Origin of the sequence: Croceicoccus sp. Ery15 (genome assembly GCF_020985305.1) — a bacterium.
GTDB lineage: Bacteria > Pseudomonadota > Alphaproteobacteria > Sphingomonadales > Sphingomonadaceae > Croceicoccus.
Window position 1 is genome coordinate 715876 of record NZ_CP087588.1, and the last position, 21458, is coordinate 737333.

19 protein-coding genes and 3 tRNA genes are annotated in these 21458 nt (G+C 60.7%); 7 read left to right on the plus strand and 15 right to left on the minus strand.

The window, feature by feature from the left end; translation table 11 throughout:
• Positions 1 to 17 precede the first annotated feature (17 nt).
• From pstC to LOZ77_RS03620, 6 genes are all read right to left on the minus strand, one after another.
• Positions 18 to 1397, minus strand: a complete 1380-nt coding sequence (gene pstC / locus LOZ77_RS03595; protein ID WP_230280830.1) for a phosphate ABC transporter permease subunit PstC — start codon at positions 1395 to 1397, stop codon at positions 18 to 20.
• A 21-nt stretch (positions 1398 to 1418) separates the two neighbouring features.
• Positions 1419 to 2459 carry a substrate-binding domain-containing protein gene (locus LOZ77_RS03600; RefSeq protein WP_370638042.1) on the minus strand — a complete coding sequence of 347 codons (1041 nt, stop codon included), beginning with the start codon at positions 2457 to 2459 and terminating at the stop codon, positions 1419 to 1421.
• Positions 2460 to 2592: 133 nt separating this feature from the next.
• Complete coding sequence (locus tag LOZ77_RS03605; RefSeq protein ID WP_230280831.1) at positions 2593 to 3912, minus strand: OprO/OprP family phosphate-selective porin; 1320 nt, start codon at positions 3910 to 3912, stop codon at positions 2593 to 2595.
• A 250-nt stretch (positions 3913 to 4162) separates the two neighbouring features.
• Positions 4163 to 5362 (minus strand): cell wall metabolism sensor histidine kinase WalK, encoded by a 1200-nt coding sequence (locus LOZ77_RS03610; protein WP_230280832.1) that lies wholly within the window; start codon positions 5360 to 5362, stop codon positions 4163 to 4165.
• A 207-nt stretch (positions 5363 to 5569) separates the two neighbouring features.
• Positions 5570 to 5644 (minus strand) — tRNA-Glu (locus tag LOZ77_RS03615).
• Between the two features lie 24 nt (positions 5645 to 5668).
• Positions 5669 to 5743: transfer RNA gene (locus LOZ77_RS03620), tRNA-Glu, on the minus strand.
• A 268-nt stretch (positions 5744 to 6011) separates the two neighbouring features.
• Between LOZ77_RS03620 and paoA the strand changes: the two genes are divergently transcribed.
• From paoA to paoC, 3 genes are read left to right on the plus strand one after another with little or no spacing between them, the layout of a single operon-like run.
• On the plus strand, positions 6012 to 6653 hold the full coding sequence (gene paoA / locus LOZ77_RS03625) for an aldehyde dehydrogenase iron-sulfur subunit PaoA (RefSeq protein ID WP_255671175.1): 642 nt from the start codon (positions 6012 to 6014) through the stop codon (positions 6651 to 6653).
• Complete coding sequence (locus tag LOZ77_RS03630) at positions 6650 to 7615, plus strand: xanthine dehydrogenase family protein subunit M (protein WP_230280834.1); 966 nt, start codon at positions 6650 to 6652, stop codon at positions 7613 to 7615. The genes paoA and LOZ77_RS03630 overlap by 4 nt, the downstream gene beginning before the upstream one ends.
• Complete coding sequence (paoC, locus tag LOZ77_RS03635; RefSeq protein ID WP_230280835.1) at positions 7612 to 9813, plus strand: aldehyde oxidoreductase molybdenum-binding subunit PaoC; 2202 nt, start codon at positions 7612 to 7614, stop codon at positions 9811 to 9813. Before LOZ77_RS03630 ends, paoC begins: the two co-directional genes overlap by 4 nt.
• Positions 9814 to 9834: 21 nt before the next feature.
• Here the strand turns inward: paoC and LOZ77_RS03640 are convergent, their stop codons facing one another.
• Complete coding sequence (locus LOZ77_RS03640; RefSeq protein ID WP_230280836.1) at positions 9835 to 10248, minus strand: hypothetical protein; 414 nt, start codon at positions 10246 to 10248, stop codon at positions 9835 to 9837.
• 186 nt (positions 10249 to 10434) lie between these two features.
• Between LOZ77_RS03640 and LOZ77_RS03645 the strand changes: the two genes are divergently transcribed.
• Both LOZ77_RS03645 and LOZ77_RS03650 read left to right on the plus strand, forming a co-directional pair.
• A complete protein-coding gene (locus tag LOZ77_RS03645) occupies positions 10435 to 11097 on the plus strand; it encodes a hypothetical protein (RefSeq protein ID WP_230280837.1) in 663 nt (220 codons plus the stop codon).
• Complete coding sequence (locus LOZ77_RS03650) at positions 11094 to 11369, plus strand: hypothetical protein (protein WP_230280838.1); 276 nt, start codon at positions 11094 to 11096, stop codon at positions 11367 to 11369. The genes LOZ77_RS03645 and LOZ77_RS03650 overlap by 4 nt, the downstream gene beginning before the upstream one ends.
• On the opposite strand, the gene LOZ77_RS03655 is transcribed toward LOZ77_RS03650, so the two are convergent.
• Positions 11366 to 12991, minus strand: coding sequence for a bifunctional GNAT family N-acetyltransferase/carbon-nitrogen hydrolase family protein (locus LOZ77_RS03655; RefSeq protein ID WP_230280839.1), 1626 nt, complete (start codon positions 12989 to 12991; stop codon positions 11366 to 11368). The two genes, LOZ77_RS03650 and LOZ77_RS03655, sit on opposite strands and share 4 nt — an antisense overlap.
• 93 nt (positions 12992 to 13084) lie before the next feature.
• Entirely contained in the window at positions 13085 to 14311 is a 1227-nt protein-coding gene (locus LOZ77_RS03660) for an NADP-dependent isocitrate dehydrogenase (protein WP_230280840.1), read from the minus strand.
• A gap of 204 nt (positions 14312 to 14515) precedes the next feature.
• Between LOZ77_RS03660 and LOZ77_RS03665 the strand changes: the two genes are divergently transcribed.
• Positions 14516 to 15493 (plus strand): quinone oxidoreductase, encoded by a 978-nt coding sequence (locus LOZ77_RS03665; protein WP_230280841.1) that lies wholly within the window; start codon positions 14516 to 14518, stop codon positions 15491 to 15493.
• Between the two features lie 39 nt (positions 15494 to 15532).
• On the opposite strand, the gene LOZ77_RS03670 is transcribed toward LOZ77_RS03665, so the two are convergent.
• The 5 genes from LOZ77_RS03670 to cpdR all read right to left on the minus strand — a co-directional run bounded on the left by LOZ77_RS03670 (position 15533) and on the right by cpdR (position 19118).
• Positions 15533 to 16165 carry a TadE/TadG family type IV pilus assembly protein gene (locus tag LOZ77_RS03670; RefSeq protein ID WP_230280842.1) on the minus strand — a complete coding sequence of 211 codons (633 nt, stop codon included), beginning with the start codon at positions 16163 to 16165 and terminating at the stop codon, positions 15533 to 15535.
• The gene (locus LOZ77_RS03675) at positions 16165 to 16788 is read right to left on the minus strand and encodes a TadE/TadG family type IV pilus assembly protein (protein WP_230280843.1); all 624 of its coding nucleotides are present in this window, start codon (positions 16786 to 16788) and stop codon (positions 16165 to 16167) included. Before LOZ77_RS03675 ends, LOZ77_RS03670 begins: the two co-directional genes overlap by 1 nt.
• Positions 16785 to 18281: a Tad domain-containing protein gene (locus LOZ77_RS03680; protein WP_230280844.1), complete on the minus strand. Its 1497-nt coding sequence runs from the start codon at positions 18279 to 18281 to the stop codon at positions 16785 to 16787. Before LOZ77_RS03680 ends, LOZ77_RS03675 begins: the two co-directional genes overlap by 4 nt.
• 263 nt (positions 18282 to 18544) lie before the next feature.
• Positions 18545 to 18619: transfer RNA gene (locus tag LOZ77_RS03685), tRNA-Val, on the minus strand.
• A gap of 121 nt (positions 18620 to 18740) precedes the next feature.
• Positions 18741 to 19118 (minus strand): cell cycle two-component system response regulator CpdR, encoded by a 378-nt coding sequence (gene cpdR / locus LOZ77_RS03690; protein WP_230281763.1) that lies wholly within the window; start codon positions 19116 to 19118, stop codon positions 18741 to 18743.
• Between the two features lie 213 nt (positions 19119 to 19331).
• On the opposite strand from cpdR, the gene LOZ77_RS03695 reads away from it, so the two are divergent.
• On the plus strand, positions 19332 to 20345 hold the full coding sequence (locus LOZ77_RS03695; RefSeq protein WP_230280845.1) for an N-formylglutamate amidohydrolase: 1014 nt from the start codon (positions 19332 to 19334) through the stop codon (positions 20343 to 20345).
• Between the two features lie 234 nt (positions 20346 to 20579).
• Here the strand turns inward: LOZ77_RS03695 and LOZ77_RS03700 are convergent, their stop codons facing one another.
• A complete protein-coding gene (locus LOZ77_RS03700; protein ID WP_230280846.1) occupies positions 20580 to 21359 on the minus strand; it encodes a SapC family protein in 780 nt (259 codons plus the stop codon).
• Between the last annotated feature and the right edge of the window lie 99 nt (positions 21360 to 21458).

Sequence of the window (21458 nt, forward strand, 5' to 3'; positions counted from 1 at the left end):
CGGTGTTCATCGCATCCTTACTCATAGGCTTCGCGGTAGCGCTTTACGACGCGCAGGGCGATGAAGTTCAGGGTCAGCGTCACGGCGAACAGCACCATCCCCAATGCAAAGGCGGAGAGGGTGGCCGGATGGTCGAAGCTGCCTTCGCCCGTCAGCATGGCGACGATCTGATAGGTGACCGTGGTCATGCTTTCCAACGGATTGGCCGAAAGGTTTGCCGACGCGCCCGCAGCCATCACCACGATCATGGTTTCGCCGATCGCGCGCGATACGGCCAGCATCACGCCCGCCACAATGCCGGGCAGGGCAGCGGGGATCAGCACCTTGCGGATGGTTTCCGACTGCGTCGCCCCCATGGCAAGGCTGCCGTCGCGCATCGCGGCGGGGACGGCTGCAATCGAATCGTCGGCCATCGAGGATACGAAGGGAATGATCATCACGCCCATAATCAGGCCTGCTGCCAAAGCGCTTTCGCTGCTGGCGCTGGAAATGCCGATCGACTGCGCCACATCGCGGATAAACGGCGCCACCGTCAGCGCAGCGAAATAGCCGTACACGACGGTCGGCACACCGGCGAGAATTTCAAGGATCGGCTTGAGCCATTTACGCAGAGTGGGCGACGCATATTGGGTCAGATAGATCGCGCTTCCCATGCCCAGAGGGATCGCAACAATCATGGCGATGATCGCGCCGATATAGATCGTGCCCCAGAACAGCGGCAGGGCGCCGTAATCCTCACCCGTCGTATAGGCCGGATCGCGCATGGGATCGGGCGACCAGTGCGTGCCGAACAGGAAGTCAATGGGGTTGACCATGCCGAAGAAGCGCACGGTTTCGAACAGCAGCGACGCCAGAATGCCGAAAGTCGTCAGAATGGCGACTAGCGAGGCGAGCAGCAGCAGGCCCATGACCATGCGCTCGACCTTGGTGCGGGCGGTAAAATCGGGACGCAGTTTCAGAAAGGCATAGGCGCCGCCTGCAAAGCCCGTCACCAAGGTGACGGCCAGCCCGATGATGCCATAGCGCGACAGGGCCGCCGCGGCCGGTTCGACCAGAGGCTGCGCGCGCGGGTCGAACACCGCCTGCATGTCGCCGCTGGCAACCGCGATCGCCTCGCCAAGGATGGTATTGCGGGCAAGACCAAAGGGCGGCAGCGAACCGGCGGCCGGATGCGAGAGCATGGCCTGCAACACCAGTTGCGGGCTGAACGCGCTCCAGATCAGGGCGAACAGCATTGCGGGCACAAAGGCCCACAGTGCGACATACCATGCGTGATAGCTGGGCAGCGAATGCGGACGGCTGTCACCGCTGCGAAACGCATAGGCGCGCGAGCGAGCCGCCAGCCACCCGGCCAAACCGAGGCCGAGTGCGAGTAGAACGAGAATTGCTGGCGACATCGCTAGGGTATTAAGCTCGCTTTATTGCAGATCCGTGGCCTGAATCACGGTCAGATTCGAGGCCACCTCGGCGTTGCGGGCTGCCGCTTCGGGCGTGGAAGCGATCATGCCCTTGCTCGTAAGCAGGCCGTCCTTGCCCCAGTTCTCGACCCAAGTCGAGAGATACTCTTTCAAACCGGGCACGGCTTCCACATGCTGTTTCTTCACATAGATATATAGCGGACGGGCACCGGGATACTGTCCGCCCGCGATATTATCATAGGTCGGCTCGAACCCGCCAAGGCTGAGGCCGCGCAGCTTGTCTGAATTTTCCTCGAGGAAGGAATAGCCGAAAACGCCGATCGCCTTGGGATTGGTGGCCAGCTTCTGCACGATCAGATTGTCGTTCTCGCCCTGCTCGACATAGGCGCCGTCGCTGCGGACTTCGGTGCAGATCTGCTCGTAACGGTCTTCGTCGGTTTCCTTCAGCGCCTTGGTCGCGGCATCGGTGTTGCAACCGGCAGTCAGGATCAGCTCGGCCAGCGCGTCGCGCGTACCCGATGTCGGGGGCGGGCCATAAACAAGGATCGGCTCGTTCGGGAACGAGGGGTCGATATCCGACCAATTCTTGGCAGTCTGCGGCTTGCCATAGGGCTCTGCCGCCAGCGCCTGATAGACCTGTGCGGGGGTCAGGGAAAAGTTCTGCCCTTCCTTCGATTCGGCGATCGCAATACCGTCGAGGCCGACTTCAAGCTCCACAACCTCGGTCACGCCATTGGCCTGACAGGTTTCGAATTCCGACAGCTTCATCCGGCGCGAGGCGTTGGCGATATCGGGATATTGCGTGCCGACACCGCCGCAGAACAGCTTGAAACCGCCGCCTGTGCCGGTCGATTCGATGATGGGCGAGGAGAACTGCGGATAGCTGCGGCTGAATTCCTCGGCCGCGGCCTTGGCGAAAGGATAGACGGTGGACGAACCCACGGCCTTGATCTGGTCGCGGCCGGCCGACTGGGGGCCGCCGCAGGCCGCAAGGGTCGCCGCCGACAGGGCGGCCAGAAGAAGGGGCTTCATCATGCGCATGGGATTGGTTTCCTTTCGAATCGCCCGCGCCAATATGGGCTTAATATGACAGTTATGTGACATAATGCTGCACGCCGTACGCGTAAGCTTTTGAAATTGCGTGATTGCTGGAATTGCAAAATCGACACTCCGGTCAGAAATCCAGCTGTGCGCGCGCTCCGAAGCTGTTCACGCCGTAAGACGTATCGCCGCTGGCCGTTGGATAAACCGCGCCATCATACTCGATATAGGCGTAGTTCAACAGGAAGCGGGTGTAGTCGGTCGGCGTCCAGATCAGCGATATCCCGTAAAGGTTCTGCTGGCCGCCCGCGATATCGACATCGTCGAGGTCGAGATAATCATAGCGCAGATTGACCTGTAATGCGCCCATGCCGCCCTCGTTCACCGGATTCGCTGGGCGGATACGGTCGAACAGGCCCTTTTTATACCCGCGCCGGTCGCCCGGCGTCAGGAAATAGCCAACTTCGGCATAACCGCCGAAAAATGTGGGGTCGGCAAAGCCGGTCCGTTCGACATGCTGCCAGAAAGCTTCGCCCGCCACGTGGAACGGACCCATGATGGCAGATGTCTCGACACCCAGACCGGTTTCGCTGTCGGCCGAGAAAAAGCCGGTGTCGATAAAGCGCGAATTATTCGGATGTTCGAGCGGGCGCTGGCGATAGCGGACCAGCCCGTCATCTTCGATATCGTTGTAATGGACCGAGCCGCCGATATGCAGCTGTGTGTCCCCGACCTTGGGCATATAGGCAAAGCGGATGTCGCCGCCAGCGTTCTTGTTGTCGCGCAACACTTCGATATTGTCGGTGAAGAACCCCGCCTGCACCAGCCAGTCGTCGGTGATATATTGCGCCGAGATCCCCACGCGGCGTTCGAACACAAAGGCATCGGTAAAGGCCGCGCGTTCGATGAAAGAGGTGTGGAGCGAGCTGGACAGTTCTTCCATCGACTGGAACGTGTTGTGCTGTCCGGCAATGATGGTGAGATTACCGTCAGTATAGTCGATATAGGCGTCGGTAGTGACGGTCACTTCCTGCGCGAAATCGAATTCCGCCTTATAGCCGAAACCGCCCGGTACTGTGCCTTCGATGCCCAGGCGAATGCGACGCGCCTCGCTGGAATAGCCGTCGTCATGGCCGGTCGATTCGGGTGCCGAGATATAGGCGGCGTCGTAGTTGAAGCGCCCGCGCGGCTTAAAGCTCCATCCGTCGGGATGCGATATGACCGGCGCACCCTTCCATGCGATTTGCGTCTGCGGCTCTTCCTGCGCGGCAACGGGCACCGGCGCGGCCACAGGCGCCGCTGACGCGACAGGCTGCTGCGCATCGGCGTTGCGAGTGTGGGCCAGTTCTGCCTCAAGCTCCTCGATCCGGCGGTTCATTGCCTCCATGCTGGCCCGCATAGCGGACAATTCAGCCTGGATAGCATTCACGTCTACCGTGGCCTCTTGAGCCATGGCGGTGTGGGCCGCCATTAGGCTGGTGGTCGCGAGGAGCGATAATGTGATTGCGTGTTTCATCGAATGTTACAGTTCAGTGTCGATTCCATGACCGGGAGGCGACGCCACTATGACGTATCAATGACAGTTTTGTTACAGTGTGTGTCCAGGATAGGGCCAAGCACCTGCTAAACAGGCTGAAATCTGCGGAACAGTGCGGATCAAAAAAATTTACACTCGCCAACGTGGCGGACTGGTGGTGCCCGCTTCAAGCGCCTTTTGCCTCTTCGTCGACATGGCGGGGCAGTCGGATGGTGATCGTTGTGCCGACGCCCAACTCGCTCGCGATATCCATCCTGCCGCGATGGCGTTCCACAATATGCTTCACGATGGCCAGCCCCAAGCCGGTTCCGCCTGCCGCACGGCTTCGTCCGGGATCGGTACGGTAGAAGCGACGCGTTAAGTGGGGCAGATGCTCGGGCGCGATACCTTCGCCTTTGTCGGTTACGGTCAGTTCGTAACTCGCGTCACTGTGCTTGACCGACACATGGACCGGTTCGGTCTTGGATCCATATTTCATGGCGTTGTCTATCAGGTTTCGGGTCAACTGGTCCAATTGTTGCGTATCGCCCCTGACTGGCATCGGGCGCGGGTCGACATCCAGAAAGACGCGGTCCTTGCCATGCAGCGAAGTCACTCCCGATACGACATGTTCGGTCAGTTCGCGCAGATCGAGCACGGTCGGGGGCAGATCGTGTTTGCCCGCCTCGACCCGCGAGAGGCTCATAAGATCTTCGACCAAAGCCTGCAGACGCTTGGCTTCCTTGGCGACGATTTCAAGAAATCGATGGCGGGTGGCCGGTTCCATCGGTCGGCCGTCGTCGACGTCGGCCTCCAGCATAGTTTCGACATAGCCAATGATCGAGGAGAGCGGCGTGCGCAACTCGTGGCTGGCATTGGCGACGAAATCGGTATGCGCGCGGCTGATATCGGCCTCTGCAGTGCGATTCACCAGTTCGATCGTAGTCCGCGCATCGTCGACCGGGCGGACGGATACGTTCCAGATGGACCGGGGGCCGGATAGCCCCTTGATCGTTGCGCTGCCGCCCCCCTTGCTGTCGAGCAAGCGGATCGCTTCGGGATGGCGCACCGCAACGCGCGCGTCCTGTCCCACGATATGCGGGCCCAGCACGTCGCGCGCAGCACGATTGGCAATCGTGATGCGCCCTTTTTCCATCATCAGATAAGGCTGCGATAGCGGCTCGATCAATTCGCGGGTCTGTTCGGGACCCAACGTGCCGCGTGCGGGCGGTTCGGGTGCCGGTGGAGGGTCACGGCGGCGCAGCAGCAGCGAGCATATCCAGACGAGCAGGATCGCCCCCGACAGCGCGGCATCATAAGTGGTCAGCCAGATCGCCAGCGTGCCGAGCAGGGAGAGTAATATGCCGCCCCATGGCAGTCCTGCCATGATCACGGGATGAACCGAAGTGTCTGAGCGGGGAATCGGTGTTGGGATACCATCCGCCTTGCGATAATGTCGTGCGGCAAGAGGCGCCAGTCCGAACCCGTACTTTGTCGCTTTAGCGTCGGAAAAGAGATTGATCGGGAGCGCGCGACCTTGCCATTCACCTGCGAAGATATGGCTCGTTCAAACCGATGATGGTGGAGAAGGTCGTGGTGACCCCTACGGGAATCGAACCCGTGTTTCAGCCGTGAGAGGGCCGCGTCCTGACCGCTAGACGAAGGGGCCGTGCCTGTCGGCAAGCCCGCACCTTGGTGACCCCTACGGGAATCGAACCCGTGTTTCAGCCGTGAAAGGGCCGCGTCCTAACCGCTAGACGAAGGGGCCTCCGTGGTGCGGAATGGCCCTCTAGATAGCAGACGGTCGGGGGTCAAGCGAAGATTGCAGAGTTTTTACAGACTTGCCGAAATTTCTTTTCACGCAGGGTTGAAGGGGCTCCGGCGATACCGATCTAAATAGCCTAGCCAGCTGCCCCGAAAAATTACGCCAGAGATGCAACAAATGCGCGACTGCCGCATTGTTGGGTTATCAAGGCGCGAAGGACAGGGCTTTGCGCGGAACAATCGAACATGACCAGCAGCGGACGAGAGCATCCATGCCCCATGAACCAAGCGGAATTCTTCCGATCTCCCGCCGCAGCCTTTTGGCAAGCAGCGCAGCCTCGGTCGCTATGACGGCGACACCGCCGATGGCCTATGCGCGCACGCCTGCCCCGGATGCGGTGCCGACCGAATCGGTTCGCTTCATCGTCAACGGCTCTGCACAGACGCTCGAACTCGACACGCGCGTCACCCTGCTCGACGCCTTGCGCGAGCATTTGAAGCTGACGGGGACCAAAAAGGGATGCGATCACGGTCAGTGCGGAGCCTGCACGGTGATCGTCAATGGCGAGCGGATCAATAGCTGCCTGTCTTTCGCGGTCATGCACGAGGGTGACGAGGTTACAACGATCGAAGGTCTGGGAACGCCCGACGACCTGCACCCGATGCAGGCGGCCTTTATCGAGCATGACGGATATCAATGCGGCTATTGCACGCCGGGACAAATCTGTTCCGCCGTCGCCGTGCTCGACGAAATCCGCGCCGGTATCCCCAGCCATGTGAGTGATGACATCACCGGATCTTTCGCGCCGACCGAAATGGAAATGCGCGAGCGGATGAGCGGTAATATCTGCCGCTGCGGGGCCTATTCCAATATTGCCGAAGCCATGGCGCAAGTCGCGGGAGAAAGCGCATGAGGGCCTTTACCTATGAGCGCGCCCAATCGCCGGCGGCGGCGGCAAAGGCAGTGCAGGGGCGGGCGGGCGCCAAATTCATTGCGGGCGGCACCAACCTGATCGATCTGATGAAGATCGAGGTGGAGACGCCGACGCATCTTGTCGATGTGAACGGGCTCGGCCTCGACAAGGTCGAGAGCGACGGGGACGGCGGTCTGCGGATCGGTGCGCTGGTGTCGAACACTGCGCTTGCTGCCGATGCGCGGGTGCGGCGCGAATACGGCGTCCTGACCCGCGCGATTGTGGCGGGCGCATCGGGACAGCTTCGCAACAAGGCGACGACCGGCGGCAATCTGCTGCAACGCACGCGCTGCCCCTATTTCTACGACACCAACCAGCCTTGTAACAAACGTAGCCCGGGGTCCGGTTGCGGCGGGCATGAGGGCTATTCGCGCCAACTGGGTATCATGGGGGTCAGCGATCAGTGCATCGCCACCTATCCGGGCGACATGGCCGTTGCGCTGCGCGTATTGGATGCGGTGGTGGAAACGGTAAGGCCAGATGGCCAGACGCGTGCCATCCCCATCGCCGACTTTCACCGGACCTGGGACAGCGCGCCGGAAAAGGACAATGTGCTGGATAAGGGCGAGCTGATAACCGGTGTCACCTTGCCCAAGCCGCTTGGCGGCACGCATATCTATCGCAAGGTGCGCGATCGTGCATCCTACGCCTTTGCACTGGTGTCGGTCGCGGCGGTGATCCAGCCCGATGGCACGGGGCGTTTCGCGGTCGGCGGGATCGGTTCCAAACCGTGGCGCAGCGCCGAGGCTGACAAGCAACTGCCCAATGGCGCCGCTGCCGCCGCCCGCGTGCTGACGCAAGGTGCGCGCACGACCGAGGATAATGCGTTCAAGGTTCCGCTGGTCGAACGGACACTGGCCGCCGTTCTGGCAGAGGCACGCGGGAAGGGAGATGCGGCATGAAGTTCGATACACCCGCAGGCGCCAATCCGATCGATCGCATGAAGCTGGTCGGCAAATCGACCAATCGCATTGACGGTCCGCTCAAGACCACCGGTCTTGCGCCTTATGCTTATGAACGCCACGACGTCGCCGAGGGGCAGCTTTACGGCTATGTCTTGGGCGCTGCCATCGCCAAGGGACGAATCCAGTCGATGGACCTTTCCGAAGCGGAAAAGGCGCCCGGTGTGGTCGGCATTCTTTCCACCCTCGATCACCAACCGGTGCCGCTGACGGGGTTCAATACTGCCAATCTGTTCGGCGGGGCACAGATACAGCACTATCATCAGGCCATCGCGCTGGTGGTGGCCGAAAGTTTTGAGCAGGCACGCGCCGCATCGGCCTTGATCCGCGTGAATTACCAGCGCGAACAGGGCCAGTTCGATCTGTCGGCCATCGCACCCTCGGCTCCCGTCAAGGAAGACAGCGTCGTCCGGCACGGCGATTTCGACAATGCCTTTGCGAAGGCGGCGGTGAAGATCGAGCAGACCTATACGACGCCCGATGAAAGCCATGCGATGATGGAGTGCCATTCCAGCCTGGCGCATTGGCAAGGCGAGAAAGTGACCGTCTGGACGTCGAACCAGATGATCCAGTGGAACAAGCGCGCGTTGGCAAAGGCGCTTGGGTTGCCCGAAGAGAACGTGCGTGTGGATTCGCCATATCTGGGTGGCGGATTTGGATCCAAACTGTTTCTGCGCGCCGATGCGGTCATGGCTGCTTTGGCGGCAAAACAGGTCGGCCGGCCGGTCAAGGTGATGCTGCAACGCCCGCTGGTGTTCAACAATACGACCCATCGGCCCGCCACAATCCAGCGGATCAGGCTGGGAGCAGGCAAGGACGGCAGGCTGATCGCGATTTCGCATGCATCGGTCAACGGGAACCTGCCCAATGGCGACACCGAAGGTGCGACGGCGCAGACCGAATTGCTCTATGCGGGCGAAAACCGGCTGACGCAGTTGCGGCTGGGTGTGCTGGACTTGCCTGAGGGTAACGCGATGCGCGCTCCGGGCGAGGCACCTGGCATGATGGCGCTGGAAATGGCGATGGACGAGCTGGCCGAGAAGCTGGACATGAACCCCGTCGATCTGCGCATCGTCAATGATACCCAAGTCGATCCGGTAAACACCGAACGCCGTTACAGCCAGCGCCAGATGATCGAATGCCTGCAGCGTGGTGCTGCAGAATTCGGGTGGAGCGATACGAAAAATTTCCCGAGGCCGGGCCAGCGGCGCGAAGGAGAATGGCTGATCGGAACGGGCATGGCAGTGGGTTTCCGCAACCATCTTGTGATGAAATCCGCCGCGCGCGTCCGCCTGTCGCCAGAAGGGCGAGTGACCGTGGAAACCGATATGACCGATATCGGGACCGGCACCTATACGATCATCGCGCAGACCGCTGCCGAAATGATGGGCGTGCCGCTCGACATGGTGACGGTGACGCTTGGCGATTCCGATTTTCCCGTTTCGGCAGGATCGGGCGGGCAATGGGGCGCGGCGAATTCGACGGCGGGTGTCTACGCGGCATGCGTCAAATTGCGTGAGCAGGCCGCCGCCGCCGCCGGTTTCAACGCCGCCGACGATGTCGAGTTTGTCGACGGTGAAATTCGCGCGGCGGGCCGTTCGGTCCCCTTGGGCGAAGCAGCCGGCTCAGGCGAACTGGTCGCCGAGGATGCGATCGAATACGGCGATCTGGATAAGAAATTCCAGCAATCGACCTTTGCCGGCCATTTTGTCGAAATGGCGGTCAACGCCTATACCGGAGAGCCGCGTATCCGCCGTATGCTGGCTGTGTGCGCTGCGGGGCGGATCCTGAATCCGAAATCGGCTCGCAGTCAGGTTATCGGCGCGATGACCATGGGTGTCGGCGCCGCGCTGATGGAAGAACTGGCGGTCGACAAACGCTTCGGCTTTTTCGTGAACCACGATCTGGCCGGATATGAAGTGCCGGTCCACGCCGATATCCCCCACCAGCAGGTGATCTTTCTGGAGGAGGAGGATGCAACCACCTCGCCCATGAAGGCCAAGGGCGTCGGTGAACTGGGCCTGTGTGGTGTGGGCGCGGCCATTGCGAACGCGATCTATAACGCGACCGGTGTGCGGGTGCGCGATTACCCGATCACGCTGGACAAGCACTTGGCCGATCTGCCGGCCATCGCCTGATCTGGTCGGCTGGTTTCCGGCTCAGCGTCCGGTGCTGCCGGGCGCCAGCCCTGCCACCTGCATCGCAGCTTCCAGCTCCATGACGGCCTGTTGCAGCGCCTCGACATAGGGCGCTGCAACAGCGGCGGCGCAGACGGCAGCGCGATCGCTTGTGCGGTCGAGCAAAGCAAGCAGCAAGGCTTCCCCTTCGGCCACCACGGGGCAACAGGGGCGCGCAAATCCCAACTGCATTTTGGCATGCACGGCCAGCAGCGTCATCGCGCGGTAGAACGGGGCGAGGGCCGCGATCATGCGTCGGTCGAGGAAAAGTGGGGCGATAGCGTCTGCCGGACATTTGCGATCGGCCACGGCCATCACCCAGCCCCGCACGGATTTCACCGCGAACTGTCCACCTTCGTCGAGAGCCGACAGGCGCTGATCGAGGAATCGGTACATGGTCTCTCCGTCATTTGTTTCGGGGTGCACGATTCCACGCCTGACGAATTAATGCAAGAGACTCGCAATAGCATTTTTTGGTGTTCTACGACGATCGGTGGCGGGAGCGGTAAGAAGTGGGACTCGGCCCTCAAAATGCGCTAGTGGTAAGGTGTCAGATGCATCGAGCTTGGAAAGGGGATGTCCATGCGTATTGCCATTTTGCTGCCCGTGGTTGCGGCCGCAGCGCTGGCGGCCTGCGGTTCATCAGGCGACACAGGTGCCGAAACAGAAGCCACACCCTTCGAATTTCCGCCCAGCCTGTCACCTTTTGGCGATGGCTATCCAGTGGCAGGCGATCCCTGCCGCCAGATCGGGGAGAGCGAAGCGGTCCTCGATCTCCTCGACGATAGTGCGATGCTGGTCGGCTGTCCGACCGTGGAGCAGGCCGAGGCGTTGGGCGGATCGCTTGTCGCGACGATCGACGGGGTCAGTCTCGTTTCCGTTCCGATGGGCGATGCGAACGCCGGGATGGGCGAAACGGGCGATGCTCTTGTGGCCGGAACCGATTACAATGCAACGACGATTCTGTCCTGTGCCTTTGACGGGGCGGCCAGTTTTTCGGATTGCAACGCCGGAGTGAAGCGCAACTGGGGCGATGACGGCACCTCGCTGGTCGAAGTCTCCAAGCCTGATGGCACGACGCGGGCGATATTTTTCAACGGCACCGAAGCAACCGGCGCCGACAGCGCGCAGGCCGACGGATCCGCCGCTTGGGACTTCAAGGTCGAGCGAAAGGGCGACGAAAGCACGGTCACTTTCGGGCCGGAGAAATATATCATTCCCGATGCGCTGGTCGTTGGCGGATGAGGGTTATCTGCGGTCTGTTCGGCTTGCTCTATCTGGGCGCATTGGGTTTGCTTGCGATCGGCACGTTCGGCCTTTTCGGTCAGGAACAGGACCCGCTTTCGGGCGTATTTCTGATTCCGCTGGGCATGCCGTGGATATGGCTGGCGGACAAGGTCGGCCTGAGCGGCGCGCTGGTGGCGATACTGGCGCCGCTGATCAATCTGCTAATCCTGTTCGCCCTCTGCCGAATGATGAACAGGCGACGCGCAGCCAAGCGCGAGGCGACACCCTAACCGCCGCCCGCGTGCTTCGGGCCAAGCGGCTTTCCGCCCTGCGCCTCGACGATTTTCTCGCCGCCCGAATGGGGCTTGCCGACCTTGCCGTCCCATTCGATGTGGTAAAGATCGAAACGCCGGTCGGCGAGGTTCTTCACCGTGCCTTCGGCGCGCGCCCATGACAGATCGGCAAGATTGACGTCGCTGATGGTCAGCGTTTCGACATTTTCGCTTGCCTCTGCCGCGATACCGTCGCGGGCGAAGGGGAAGTCGCACGGCGTCAATATACAGGACTGGGCGTACTGGATGTCCATATTGCCGACATTGGGCAGGTTCCCGACATTCCCCGCCATCACGACATAGCACTGGTTCTCGATCGCGCGGGCCTGCGCGCAGTAACGCACGCGCAGATAGCCCTGGCGGCTGTCGGTGCAGAAAGGCACGAAGATGATCCGCGCGCCTTCATCGACCAGTCGGCGGGCGAGTTCGGGAAATTCGCTGTCATAGCAGATGAGCACACCGATCGGACCGCAGTCGGTCTGGATCGCGTCGATACTGTCGCCGCCCTTGATATTCCACCAGTAATCCTCGTTCGGGGTCGGGTGGATCTTCTCCTGCTCGTGGATCGATCCGTCGCGTAGGCACACATAGGCGACATTGTGGATGTCTCCGTCCTCCATGCGCGTCGGGTGCGAACCGCCGATGATATTGATGTTATATTCCAACGCCATCTTGGACAGCGCCTTGCGGATTTTGGGCGTGTACCAGCTCAGCGCCTCGATCGCTTCCTGCGGGCTCAGCTCTTTTTCCGCGAAGGAAAGGAGGGGCAGGGTGAACAGCTCGGGAAAGAGGATGAAATCCGCTTCGTAATCCGCTGCGACATCGACGAAATATTCGATCCCGCGCATGAATTCATCATAGTCCTTCACCTGACGCGCCTGCAGCTGGCACGTGGCGATGCGGACTTGCTCGACGCCGCGCGGTAAGCGGAATTTCTTCGGTTGGTCGCGGTCGACGAAGGGGTTTCGCCACACCATGCGCACGGCATAGGCCTTGGATTTCTTATCCTCGGGCAGATAATCCTTCATTACGCCGTCAGGCTCGAAGCCATTGGCCATCTGGAAACGCAGAACGGGGTCGTGCAGCTTTCCTTCTATGACCTTTTCCAGATAGTCCTCGGCCCCGTCGACGCGCCGCCAGAAGCGGCTGAGATTGGGCATGCGTCCGGCAAAGACGATGCCGGTCAGTTCCAGCTCCTCTGCCAGCGCGCGCCGTTCTTCGTAAAGGCGCCGTCCGATGCGCGTTCCGCGCACCTTGGGGTCGACGCACATCTCATAGCCGTAAAGCCAGTCGCCGGTAGGATCGTGGCGCGATCCGAAACCATTGCCGGTAATTTCGTCCCAGTCATGCAGGCTGAATGCCAGCCCCTGCGAAACCCGCATCGACGCGCAATAGCCGACGACCTTGCCGTCCAGCTTGGCGACGAAACAGCCCTCCGCGAAATTGTTCATCTGACCGCGAATCTCACCATAGGTATAGGCGGGCATATCCTCGTAAACGCGGCGGATCAGGGCGGCGATGCCCGATACGTCAGAGGATCGTGCCTGGCGGACTTCCAGGCGGGCGCGGGTGTTGGCCATGGGTACTTCCGGTGTTTTGGACAGTCTGAATGCGAAAGCACCGGCCCCACCTGTTGGCGGAGCCGGTGCCCTTCTAACGCACGAAAAGAGAAATCAGGCCCAGCTGGCCATTTCCTTTTCGAGATTCTGAACGATCGCTTCGAAGAACTGCTCGGTCGTCATCCAGCTCTGCGAAGAACCGATGAGCAGGGCAAGATCCTTGGTCATCGCACCGCTCTCGACGGTTTCGATGCAGACACGCTCAAGCGTTTCGGCGAACTTCACCACGTTAGGCGTATCGTCGAACTTGCCGCGATACATCAGGCCGCGGGTCCATGCGAAGATCGACGCGATCGGGTTGGTGCTGGTTGCCTTGCCCTGCTGGTGCTGGCGATAGTGGCGGGTGACGGTGCCGTGGGCGGCTTCTGCTTCGACGGTCTTGCCATCGGGCGCCATCAGGACCGAGGTCATCAGGCCGAGCGAACCGTAACCCTGCGCGACGGTGTCCGACTGCACGTCGCCGTCATAGTTTTTGCAGGCCCAGACGAACTTGCCGCTCCACTTCAGCGCCGATGCGACCATATCGTCGATCAGGCGGTGTTCGTAAGTGATGCCCTTTTCAGCGAACTTTTCCTTGAATCCTTCGGTGTCGAACACTTCCTGGAACAGATCCTTGAAGCGGCCGTCATAGGCCTTCATGATCGTGTTCTTGGTCGACAGGTAGACCGGCCAGCCAAGCCCCAGACCATAGTTGAACGAAGCGCGCGCGAAGTCGCGGATCGAATCGTCGAGGTTGTACATCGCCATGGCGACGCCGGGGGCGGGGAAATCGAACACTTCGAGGTCGAGGTCGTTCTGACCGTCTTCCGAATCGAAGACGAGGCGCAGCTTGCCCTTGCCGGGGATCAGCGTGTCGGTGGCGCGATACTGGTCGCCGAATGCGTGACGGCCCACGACGATCGGGTCGGTCCAGCCCGGGACCAGGCGCGGCACGTTCGAGATCACGATGGGTTCGCGGAAAACCACGCCGCCAAGGATGTTGCGAATAGTGCCGTTAGGCGAACGCCACATCTTCTTAAGGTCGAATTCCTCGACGCGCTGTTCGTCGGGCGTGATGGTCGCGCATTTCACGCCGACACCATATTGCTTGATCGCATTGGCCGCATCGACGGTGATCTGGTCGTCGGTTTCGTCACGCTTGGTAACCGACAGATCGTAATATTTCAGATCGACGTCGAGATAGGGAAGAATAAGGCGTTCGCGGATCCATTCCCAGATGATCCGCGTCATTTCGTCGCCGTCGATTTCGACGACGGGGTTCTTTACCTTGATCTTCTCCATGGGGCTTTCATCTCTCTTCGTGAGTTAGGGAGGAGCACGATGTTTTTGGCATCGCGCACGAATGAGTCGAGCGGGTCTTAGCAAAGCGCGCCGCTGGCGCAAGGGCGCTTGCCAGCGGATATGGAAGCGGGATCCGGGCGGACAGTGGTATTGCGACGCGCTTGCACCTACATCGGCGCGGCAAATAGCGACAAGGCAGGACCCATGAAATCAGTTCAGGCGCGGATCGAGGAAACCGGCGGGCCGGAGATTATCCGCTTTGCCACAGTCGAAACCGGCGAACCCGGACCGGGGCAAGTCCTGCTGCGGCATGAGGCGGTGGGCGTGAATTTCATCGACACCTATCACCGCTCGGGCCTCTACCCAGTGCCCTTGCCAAGCGGTCTGGGGCAAGAGGCCGCAGGAGTGGTAGAGCAGGTCGGCGAAGGCGTCGTCAATGTACGGACCGGCGACCGCGTTGCGACGTTCAAGTCGGGGCTGGGCGCCTATTCCTCGGCGCGGATCGTCGATGCGGAATGGTTGGTGCGGTTGCCCGATGCGGTCGGGTTCGATCAGGCGGCAGCATTGATGCTGAAAGGATGCACGGCCGAAGCGTTGATCGAACGCTGTGCCAGGGTACAGGCGGGCGCCGTCGTGCTGGTCCACGCCGGTGCGGGCGCGACAGGGCAGATCATGATCCGCTGGCTTGCGCATATTGGCGCGCGGGTAGTGGCAACGGCCAGTACTGCCGCGAAGCGGGCCATCGCCCGTTCGGCGGGCGCGCATTTCGTGTGCGGCTATGTCGAAGACGAGGTGATCGAAACGGTTCACGCCGCCAGCGAGGGACGCGGCGCGGATGTCGTCTTCGACGGCGTAGGCGCGGACAGCTGGCAAATATCGCTGCGTGCGGCGCGGTGCAGGGGGATGATCGTCAGCTTTGGCAATGCCAGCGGCCCCGTCACCGGCGTCAGTCTGGGCGAGCTTGCCAACCATGGCTCTCTGATGGTGACGCGTCCGACGATGATGCATTTCTATGCCGAAAAGAGCGAGTTTCGGACCGGCACCCAGCGTTTGATGCAAATGATTGCCGACGGGGTGATCAATGCCGAGATCGGTCAGCGTTTCCCGTTGGAGCAGGCGGCAGAAGTCCACCGCCTGCTGGAAGCGCGCAAGACAGTCGGAGCCACGATCCTGATCCCCTGACCGCGAGAGTCAGAGGCATCAGATACTCGGACAGTTAAGTTAGTCGCAATCCATTACGGTCAGCGATTGCGTATTGCTGATTGCATTGTTCTGCCGCCCACGCACGTTGAACGCGCTTTCGTACCGGATAGTGGTGGCGGGGAAAAAGCCGGTAGTGACAAGCGGCTGGTAGGCATAGGTTACTTCCGCAAACATCAGTGCGGTGCCTTGCATGGCGGCAATGCTGTGCCCATCCGCGCCCAGACCGGTGGCCAGCGTGGCATCGAAGCGTCCGTCACCCTGCTCACCATAGGCAGGGTCGACATCCATATCGCCCCAGCAACGCTGCCAGCGGATCATTTGCCCTGCGTTCGAACCGGACTGTCCATTCGCTTCCAATGACGAAAGAATTACACGGCCGTTCGCCTCGAAGTCGATCGATTCACCGATCACCTGCGCGCCCGAAAACACTTCGTAGATATCGGCCTCGTCCACGCCCGACATGACGCGGCCTGCATTGTCGGCCACCGTCATTGCCAGATTGCTGACCCGCAAATGGGCCAGAGCCAGATTGGTCGCTTCGATCCCGCCGACACTCAGGGTGAGGAAAACCGGCAGGCCTATTGCAAATTCGGCCATCGCCATGCCGCCCTTGTCGCGGCAAAAGCGCTGTAAAAGTGACGTTCGGGGCATCAATCGTCTCCGCAAATGACAGCCGGCGTCGCCTGAAGCGCATAGGGCTGGTTGCGAACCGCGGTTTTGACGGTGAAGCTGGTAGTGTTCGAGACGGCCATGAAATTATAGATCGGCAATAGGCGCGGCATCGCGATATTCGCTTGGTAAAACGCGACATCGCTGGCGCCCCCGATCCCTTCGCCGCCGGCATCGGTGTCATAGCTGCCGTTGCCGTTCATATCCTCGAAACAATCGCCGTCTGCGGCGTCATATTCGCCATTGCCATCCTTGTCGGTCATCAGCTTTTCGGGATTGCCGATGTCGCTGAAGTCCGAATAGCTCGACTGCGAAGTAATCACGACTTCGTCCACAGCGACCAGTCCGACGGTGCTGGTGATGTAATTTGCCACCTGCTCCTCGACAGTGTCGCCTTCGGAATCGAGCACGGGGTCCTCGACCGCGGCAAGACGGGCGGCATTGTTGAGCGCGCCCTGCGCCAGCGATTTGACATAGGCGACATAACCGAATTCCATCGCGCCCAGCAGGATGATCAGCAGCGGCGTCAGCACCAGCGCGAATTCGACGGCGGCCGCGCCGCGTTCGTCGCGCCGCCAGAATTTCAGGCGTCGGAGGGCACTCATCGCGTCAGCCTCAGATTACCGATGCCCTGGCCGATATCCTCGAAGATTTCTTCAAGGTCGGAACCGTCGCTGGTGTAGAAATGGCCCGGGCTGGTCGCGCAATCAGCAACATCCTCGGTATCGGTCACGTCGAGCGCAACGACCCAGATCGTCATGCCCATCGACTTTGCCACCGAGCAGGCCGCCCAAAAGCGGTTGATATGCTGCGTGTTCTGCGAGCCTGTGCCCTTGGTGCGGTCCTGATAGGTCTCAACACCATGGGCGGAATAGAGCGTGCTGCCGGTGTCCAGCTCACCATCGGTCATGAACACGATATGCTTGTTCACCGGCACGCCATCGATTTCGGTCGGATTGTCGGCCGAGAAGAAGCCCGACGAAGACAGAAATCGCGCGCCCCAGAGAATGCCGACATCGTGATAGGTGCCGCCCGTTACATTGGCGGTCGCGCTATTAACGGCATTCTTGAACGCGGTTTCGCTGGCATAGCTCGTCAGTCTGATCGATTCTCCCGGACACCCGTCCTGGCTTTCGCCTTCTTGCACGTCGGGATCGTAGCGTCCGAATTGCAACGCATTGTCGGCAGAATCTGCGCTGCGATTATCTATGTCAGCGCGCTTGATTGTATCATCGATCTCGATAGGCGAGAATGCGTTGCCGACCGAAGGGCGTTCTTCGATACAGGCGCTGCCGCTGGTGCGGAAGGCGTCCTTGTTCTGGGTCAGGCTCCAGCTCGATTTGCCCCAGCTGGAGTTTTTCACCAGCGTCGTTTTGGTGCCATAGACCCATTTGCAGTTTTTGCCTTTGCTATTGCAGGACTGATAGCGGCTGACATATTCTTGGCTGTCGAGAATATCGTTCGCCGCAAGTGACCGCCCGACATTCACCGTATGCGAATAGGAAACGATGCCGAAGCGCGTGACCGATCCGTTTTCGGAATCGTCGAGCGCGCGGAAGATGCCCGCCGCACCGGTCCGCAGACGGCTAATCTTGGACGCGCCGCCGATCGATGGGGCATAGGCCATCGAGCCGGTGGTATCGAGCACCAGCAGCACATCGTTATGCCCCAGATCCCGCTTTGCATTGCAATTGACGGCCACGTCCATGGTATTAAAACCGAACATATGCATGACGATGGTCGGGATGATGGCGCTTGCCTCACCCAGCAGTTCGGCGCGGTCGTCCTCGTTCTGCTCGATATCGAAGTCGAGGTCGGTGGCGTGATTGGTACCTGCGGGGAAGTTGAAGTCGAAGAACTTGTCGGCCTCGACCTCCACCGCGCCCGTCCATGCATTGCCTTCCATCGACTGCCGTCCTGCCAGGACGGCGGCATCGCAGGCATTCTGCAGCTTGGCGCGCGCGGAATAATAATTGGCGATATCGACGGCGCCGCCGATCATCAGCAGCAACGGGACCAGCGCACCCGCATAGAACATAAGCACATTGCCCGATTCGTCATCGAGCCAAAATGTGATGATTCGCCTTAGCGTTTTCATCGCCGCAATCCTGAAACACCCCTAGATATTGCCAGTCTGTCACGAAAACAGTTAACATCTGTGTAAGCAGCGGGGTTTATTTTCGCGGCCGTGTAATTAAACAACAAATCATTATTTCTAACAGTCTCTCAGCAGGGCTGCATGGAATTTGTTAGAAAGATTAATGACAATTGTTGTGAATGCGACGGGCGGCGGCAAGTGAGGGGCAGCGCCGAGCATGCGCGAGATGCGTCACTAAATTATATCGGGAAGCGAAGCCGCGATGGTGGGCGTAGGAAGGATTGAACTTCCGACCCCTGCGATGTCAACACAGTGCTCTACCACTGAGCTATACGCCCACTCTATCGCCAGGCTCTGCTGGGCTGCCGACCGTTTGTTCCGGGAGGCAGGCGCGATCCCCTAGCGGTGGTTTTCGCGCTGTTCAAGCACAAACATGGGCAGAACAGAAAATTCCGGCGATCAGCCTTCTGCGGTCGCGACATTCTCGTCGAACAGGCGTTCAACTTCCAGCACCAGATCGCGCAAATGGAACGGCTTTGACAAAACGCGTGCCTGCGGTGCTTCCCGGCTGGCCTTCATGGTGACTGCGGCAAAGCCGGTGATGAACATGACCTTGGTAGCTGGCGAAACCTTGGCGCAGCGTTGCGCCAGTTCGATACCGTCCATTTCGGGCATGACGATATCCGACAGCAGCAGATCGAAATGTTCGTTGGTCAGCAAAGGCAGTGCATGGGTGCCGCGGTCAACGGCTACAACGTCATACCCCGCATTTTCGAGCGCGCGGGCGAGGTAGGTCCGCATCGATTCTTCGTCTTCGGCCAATAGGATACGAATCATGGATGTCACTTGGGCCCCTCTTATCCTTGCCGTCACCGTGGCCTGCCATGGGCGGGCCGATATCACCATGCCGCCCCCGCCGGGGCAGGCATGTCTTGAACCGGTGCGGACTATATCCAATGTTGTCGCAGTGCGGAAAAATTCGCGCATGTTGTGCACCTTTGGAACAGGCGGCCATTGACCTGCGACATCACAGGCCGCAGCCTTGCAGGCATGAGCGATGCCGCGCCGCAGCACAACCGGGACGATCCAGCCAACCGCCATGCGGCCAGCACCCGCTGCGAGGCACTCGAATCCGGCGGATCGGTGCCGGGTCTTTCGCGGGCCGCCTTTACGTTACAGCGGTTCGGGACAAGGGCGGTGGAATCTCCGCTTCCGGTGGTGATCGCCGTGCCGCACGCAGGGCGCGCCTATCCTCCCGACACATTTTCGACGCTGCGCCATGGCGAAGCGGCCGCCCACCGGCTGGAGGACCGCTTCATCGATATGGTCGGCCGGTCGGCAGCGGCGGCGTGCGGAGCCAGCCTGCTGGTCGCGCATATGCCCCGTGCGCTGATCGACCTGAACCGGGATGTCGGCGATATAGACAGCGGCATGTTCGCGGGGCCTCCGCCTGCGCGACAGGGCGATGTTCCGGGCATGCCGCGCCAACAGCCGCGCGCGGGGCGGGGGCTAGGCCTGTTTCCACGCCGCTTGTCGGGAATGGGCGAATTATGGCGCGATCCTCTCACTGCGGAAGAGGCAGAGCGCCGCATTGCCTGTGTGCACAGGCCCTATCACGCGGCTCTGCAGGCGGAACTTGTGCGTCTGCGTGACATGCATGGGCACGCGATCCTGATCGATCTGCATTCCATGCCCAGCCTGCGGGGTCAGGGTGACGAAGGGGGGGCATCGCATGTAGTGGGCGACCGCTTCGGTGCCAGCTGCGCCAGCGCGCTTTCGGCAGCAGCGATGGATTTGCTGACCAGGGCCTATGCGCAGCCCGCCTATAACCGACCCTATGCGGGTGGCTATGTGCTCGACCGTCACGGACGTCCGCGCCGCGATATTCATGCGTTGCAACTGGAAGTCGATCGCGCGCTGTACCTGACCGGCGCGGGCGCACCTTGTGCCGACGGTATCGCCGCGCAGGCAAGAATCGTCACCGATCTGGCGCATCTGCTTTCTGTCGTGCTTGCCGGCAGAGGCGCTGGCAGTAGCTGGGGACTGGCCGACGCCGCCGAATAGGGCCCCATGAAAAAACCACCCCGTGCACATGGCACGAGGTGGTCAAGGTTCAGGGAGGTGGTGCAATCGCTCGCACCAGTCCGAGGGGCCATGAGGGAAGCCCGCGCCGGACATTCGTAATATATGCGATTGGGCCTGCTGTTGCAAGAAGGCATCAATCAATAAAAATTAGTACGTCGGGCGATTCTGCCGCATTTCAGGACAAAAACGCGGCAGGGCGCCTTGGAGCGTCGATCAGGCGTTAGCCGGCTGTGCCGCGACCGGGCCCTTGCCCTGACGAATCTGACGCGCGAAAATTTCGCGCGTCAGGTCGAGCGAGAACAGATGCGCGAAAATCAGCGCGATCAGGCCGTTTTGATTCCAGCTGCGAAGCACATCGCCGCGCACTTCGCGCAGCTTGGCTTGATCGACCATCTGGAAACCGCGATACACGAACGGCTGCTCGCTGTCGTCGCGGCGAATCGAAACCTCGCCGTCCATCAGCAGGTCGTGTTTCTTCAGCTCTTCCATGAAGTTCTGGGTCTTCATGCCGGCCTGTTCGAACTGTTCGTTGAACTTCAGAATGTTCTGCGTGGCGGTGCTGGGCTGACCGTCGGTGAACAGCGGTTCGCCTTCGTCGAATTCGCCGACAAGACCGCTGTCGGGATCGAGGCACAGCGAAAGCTGGTCGTTATTCGCGTCAAGCTTTGCCAGAAGAAACGGATAGCGGCGGACATAGGCCGGCACATAGACCTGATCGATCATCGTGCCTTCGTCGTCGAAGAACGTGTTCACGCCTTCGTTCAGGCCCATCAGCGCGATCGGCACGGGGCTTTCGCCCGCCGTGAACACGATCGGAAAATGGCGCTGCGCCTGGGGAAATTCCTCAACCGTCAGCGGAATGGCGTGGTTCTTGCCCAGCCACGGAGCCTTGTCGGTGCTTTTCGCGCGCCAGTTGGCATGCGTGTTCGAATTCAGCGGAACGAGGTTCTTGTAGAACAGCGGCAGATTGGCGTTTTGCGGCGCGCTCGCCATGGGAAATCTCCGGTAAAGTCATGAAATGGGTCGGGCCGGATGCGCGGGGAGCGCAGGCTCTGGGGCGTGGCTTTAGGCGCTGTTCGGCGCGGGTGCAAG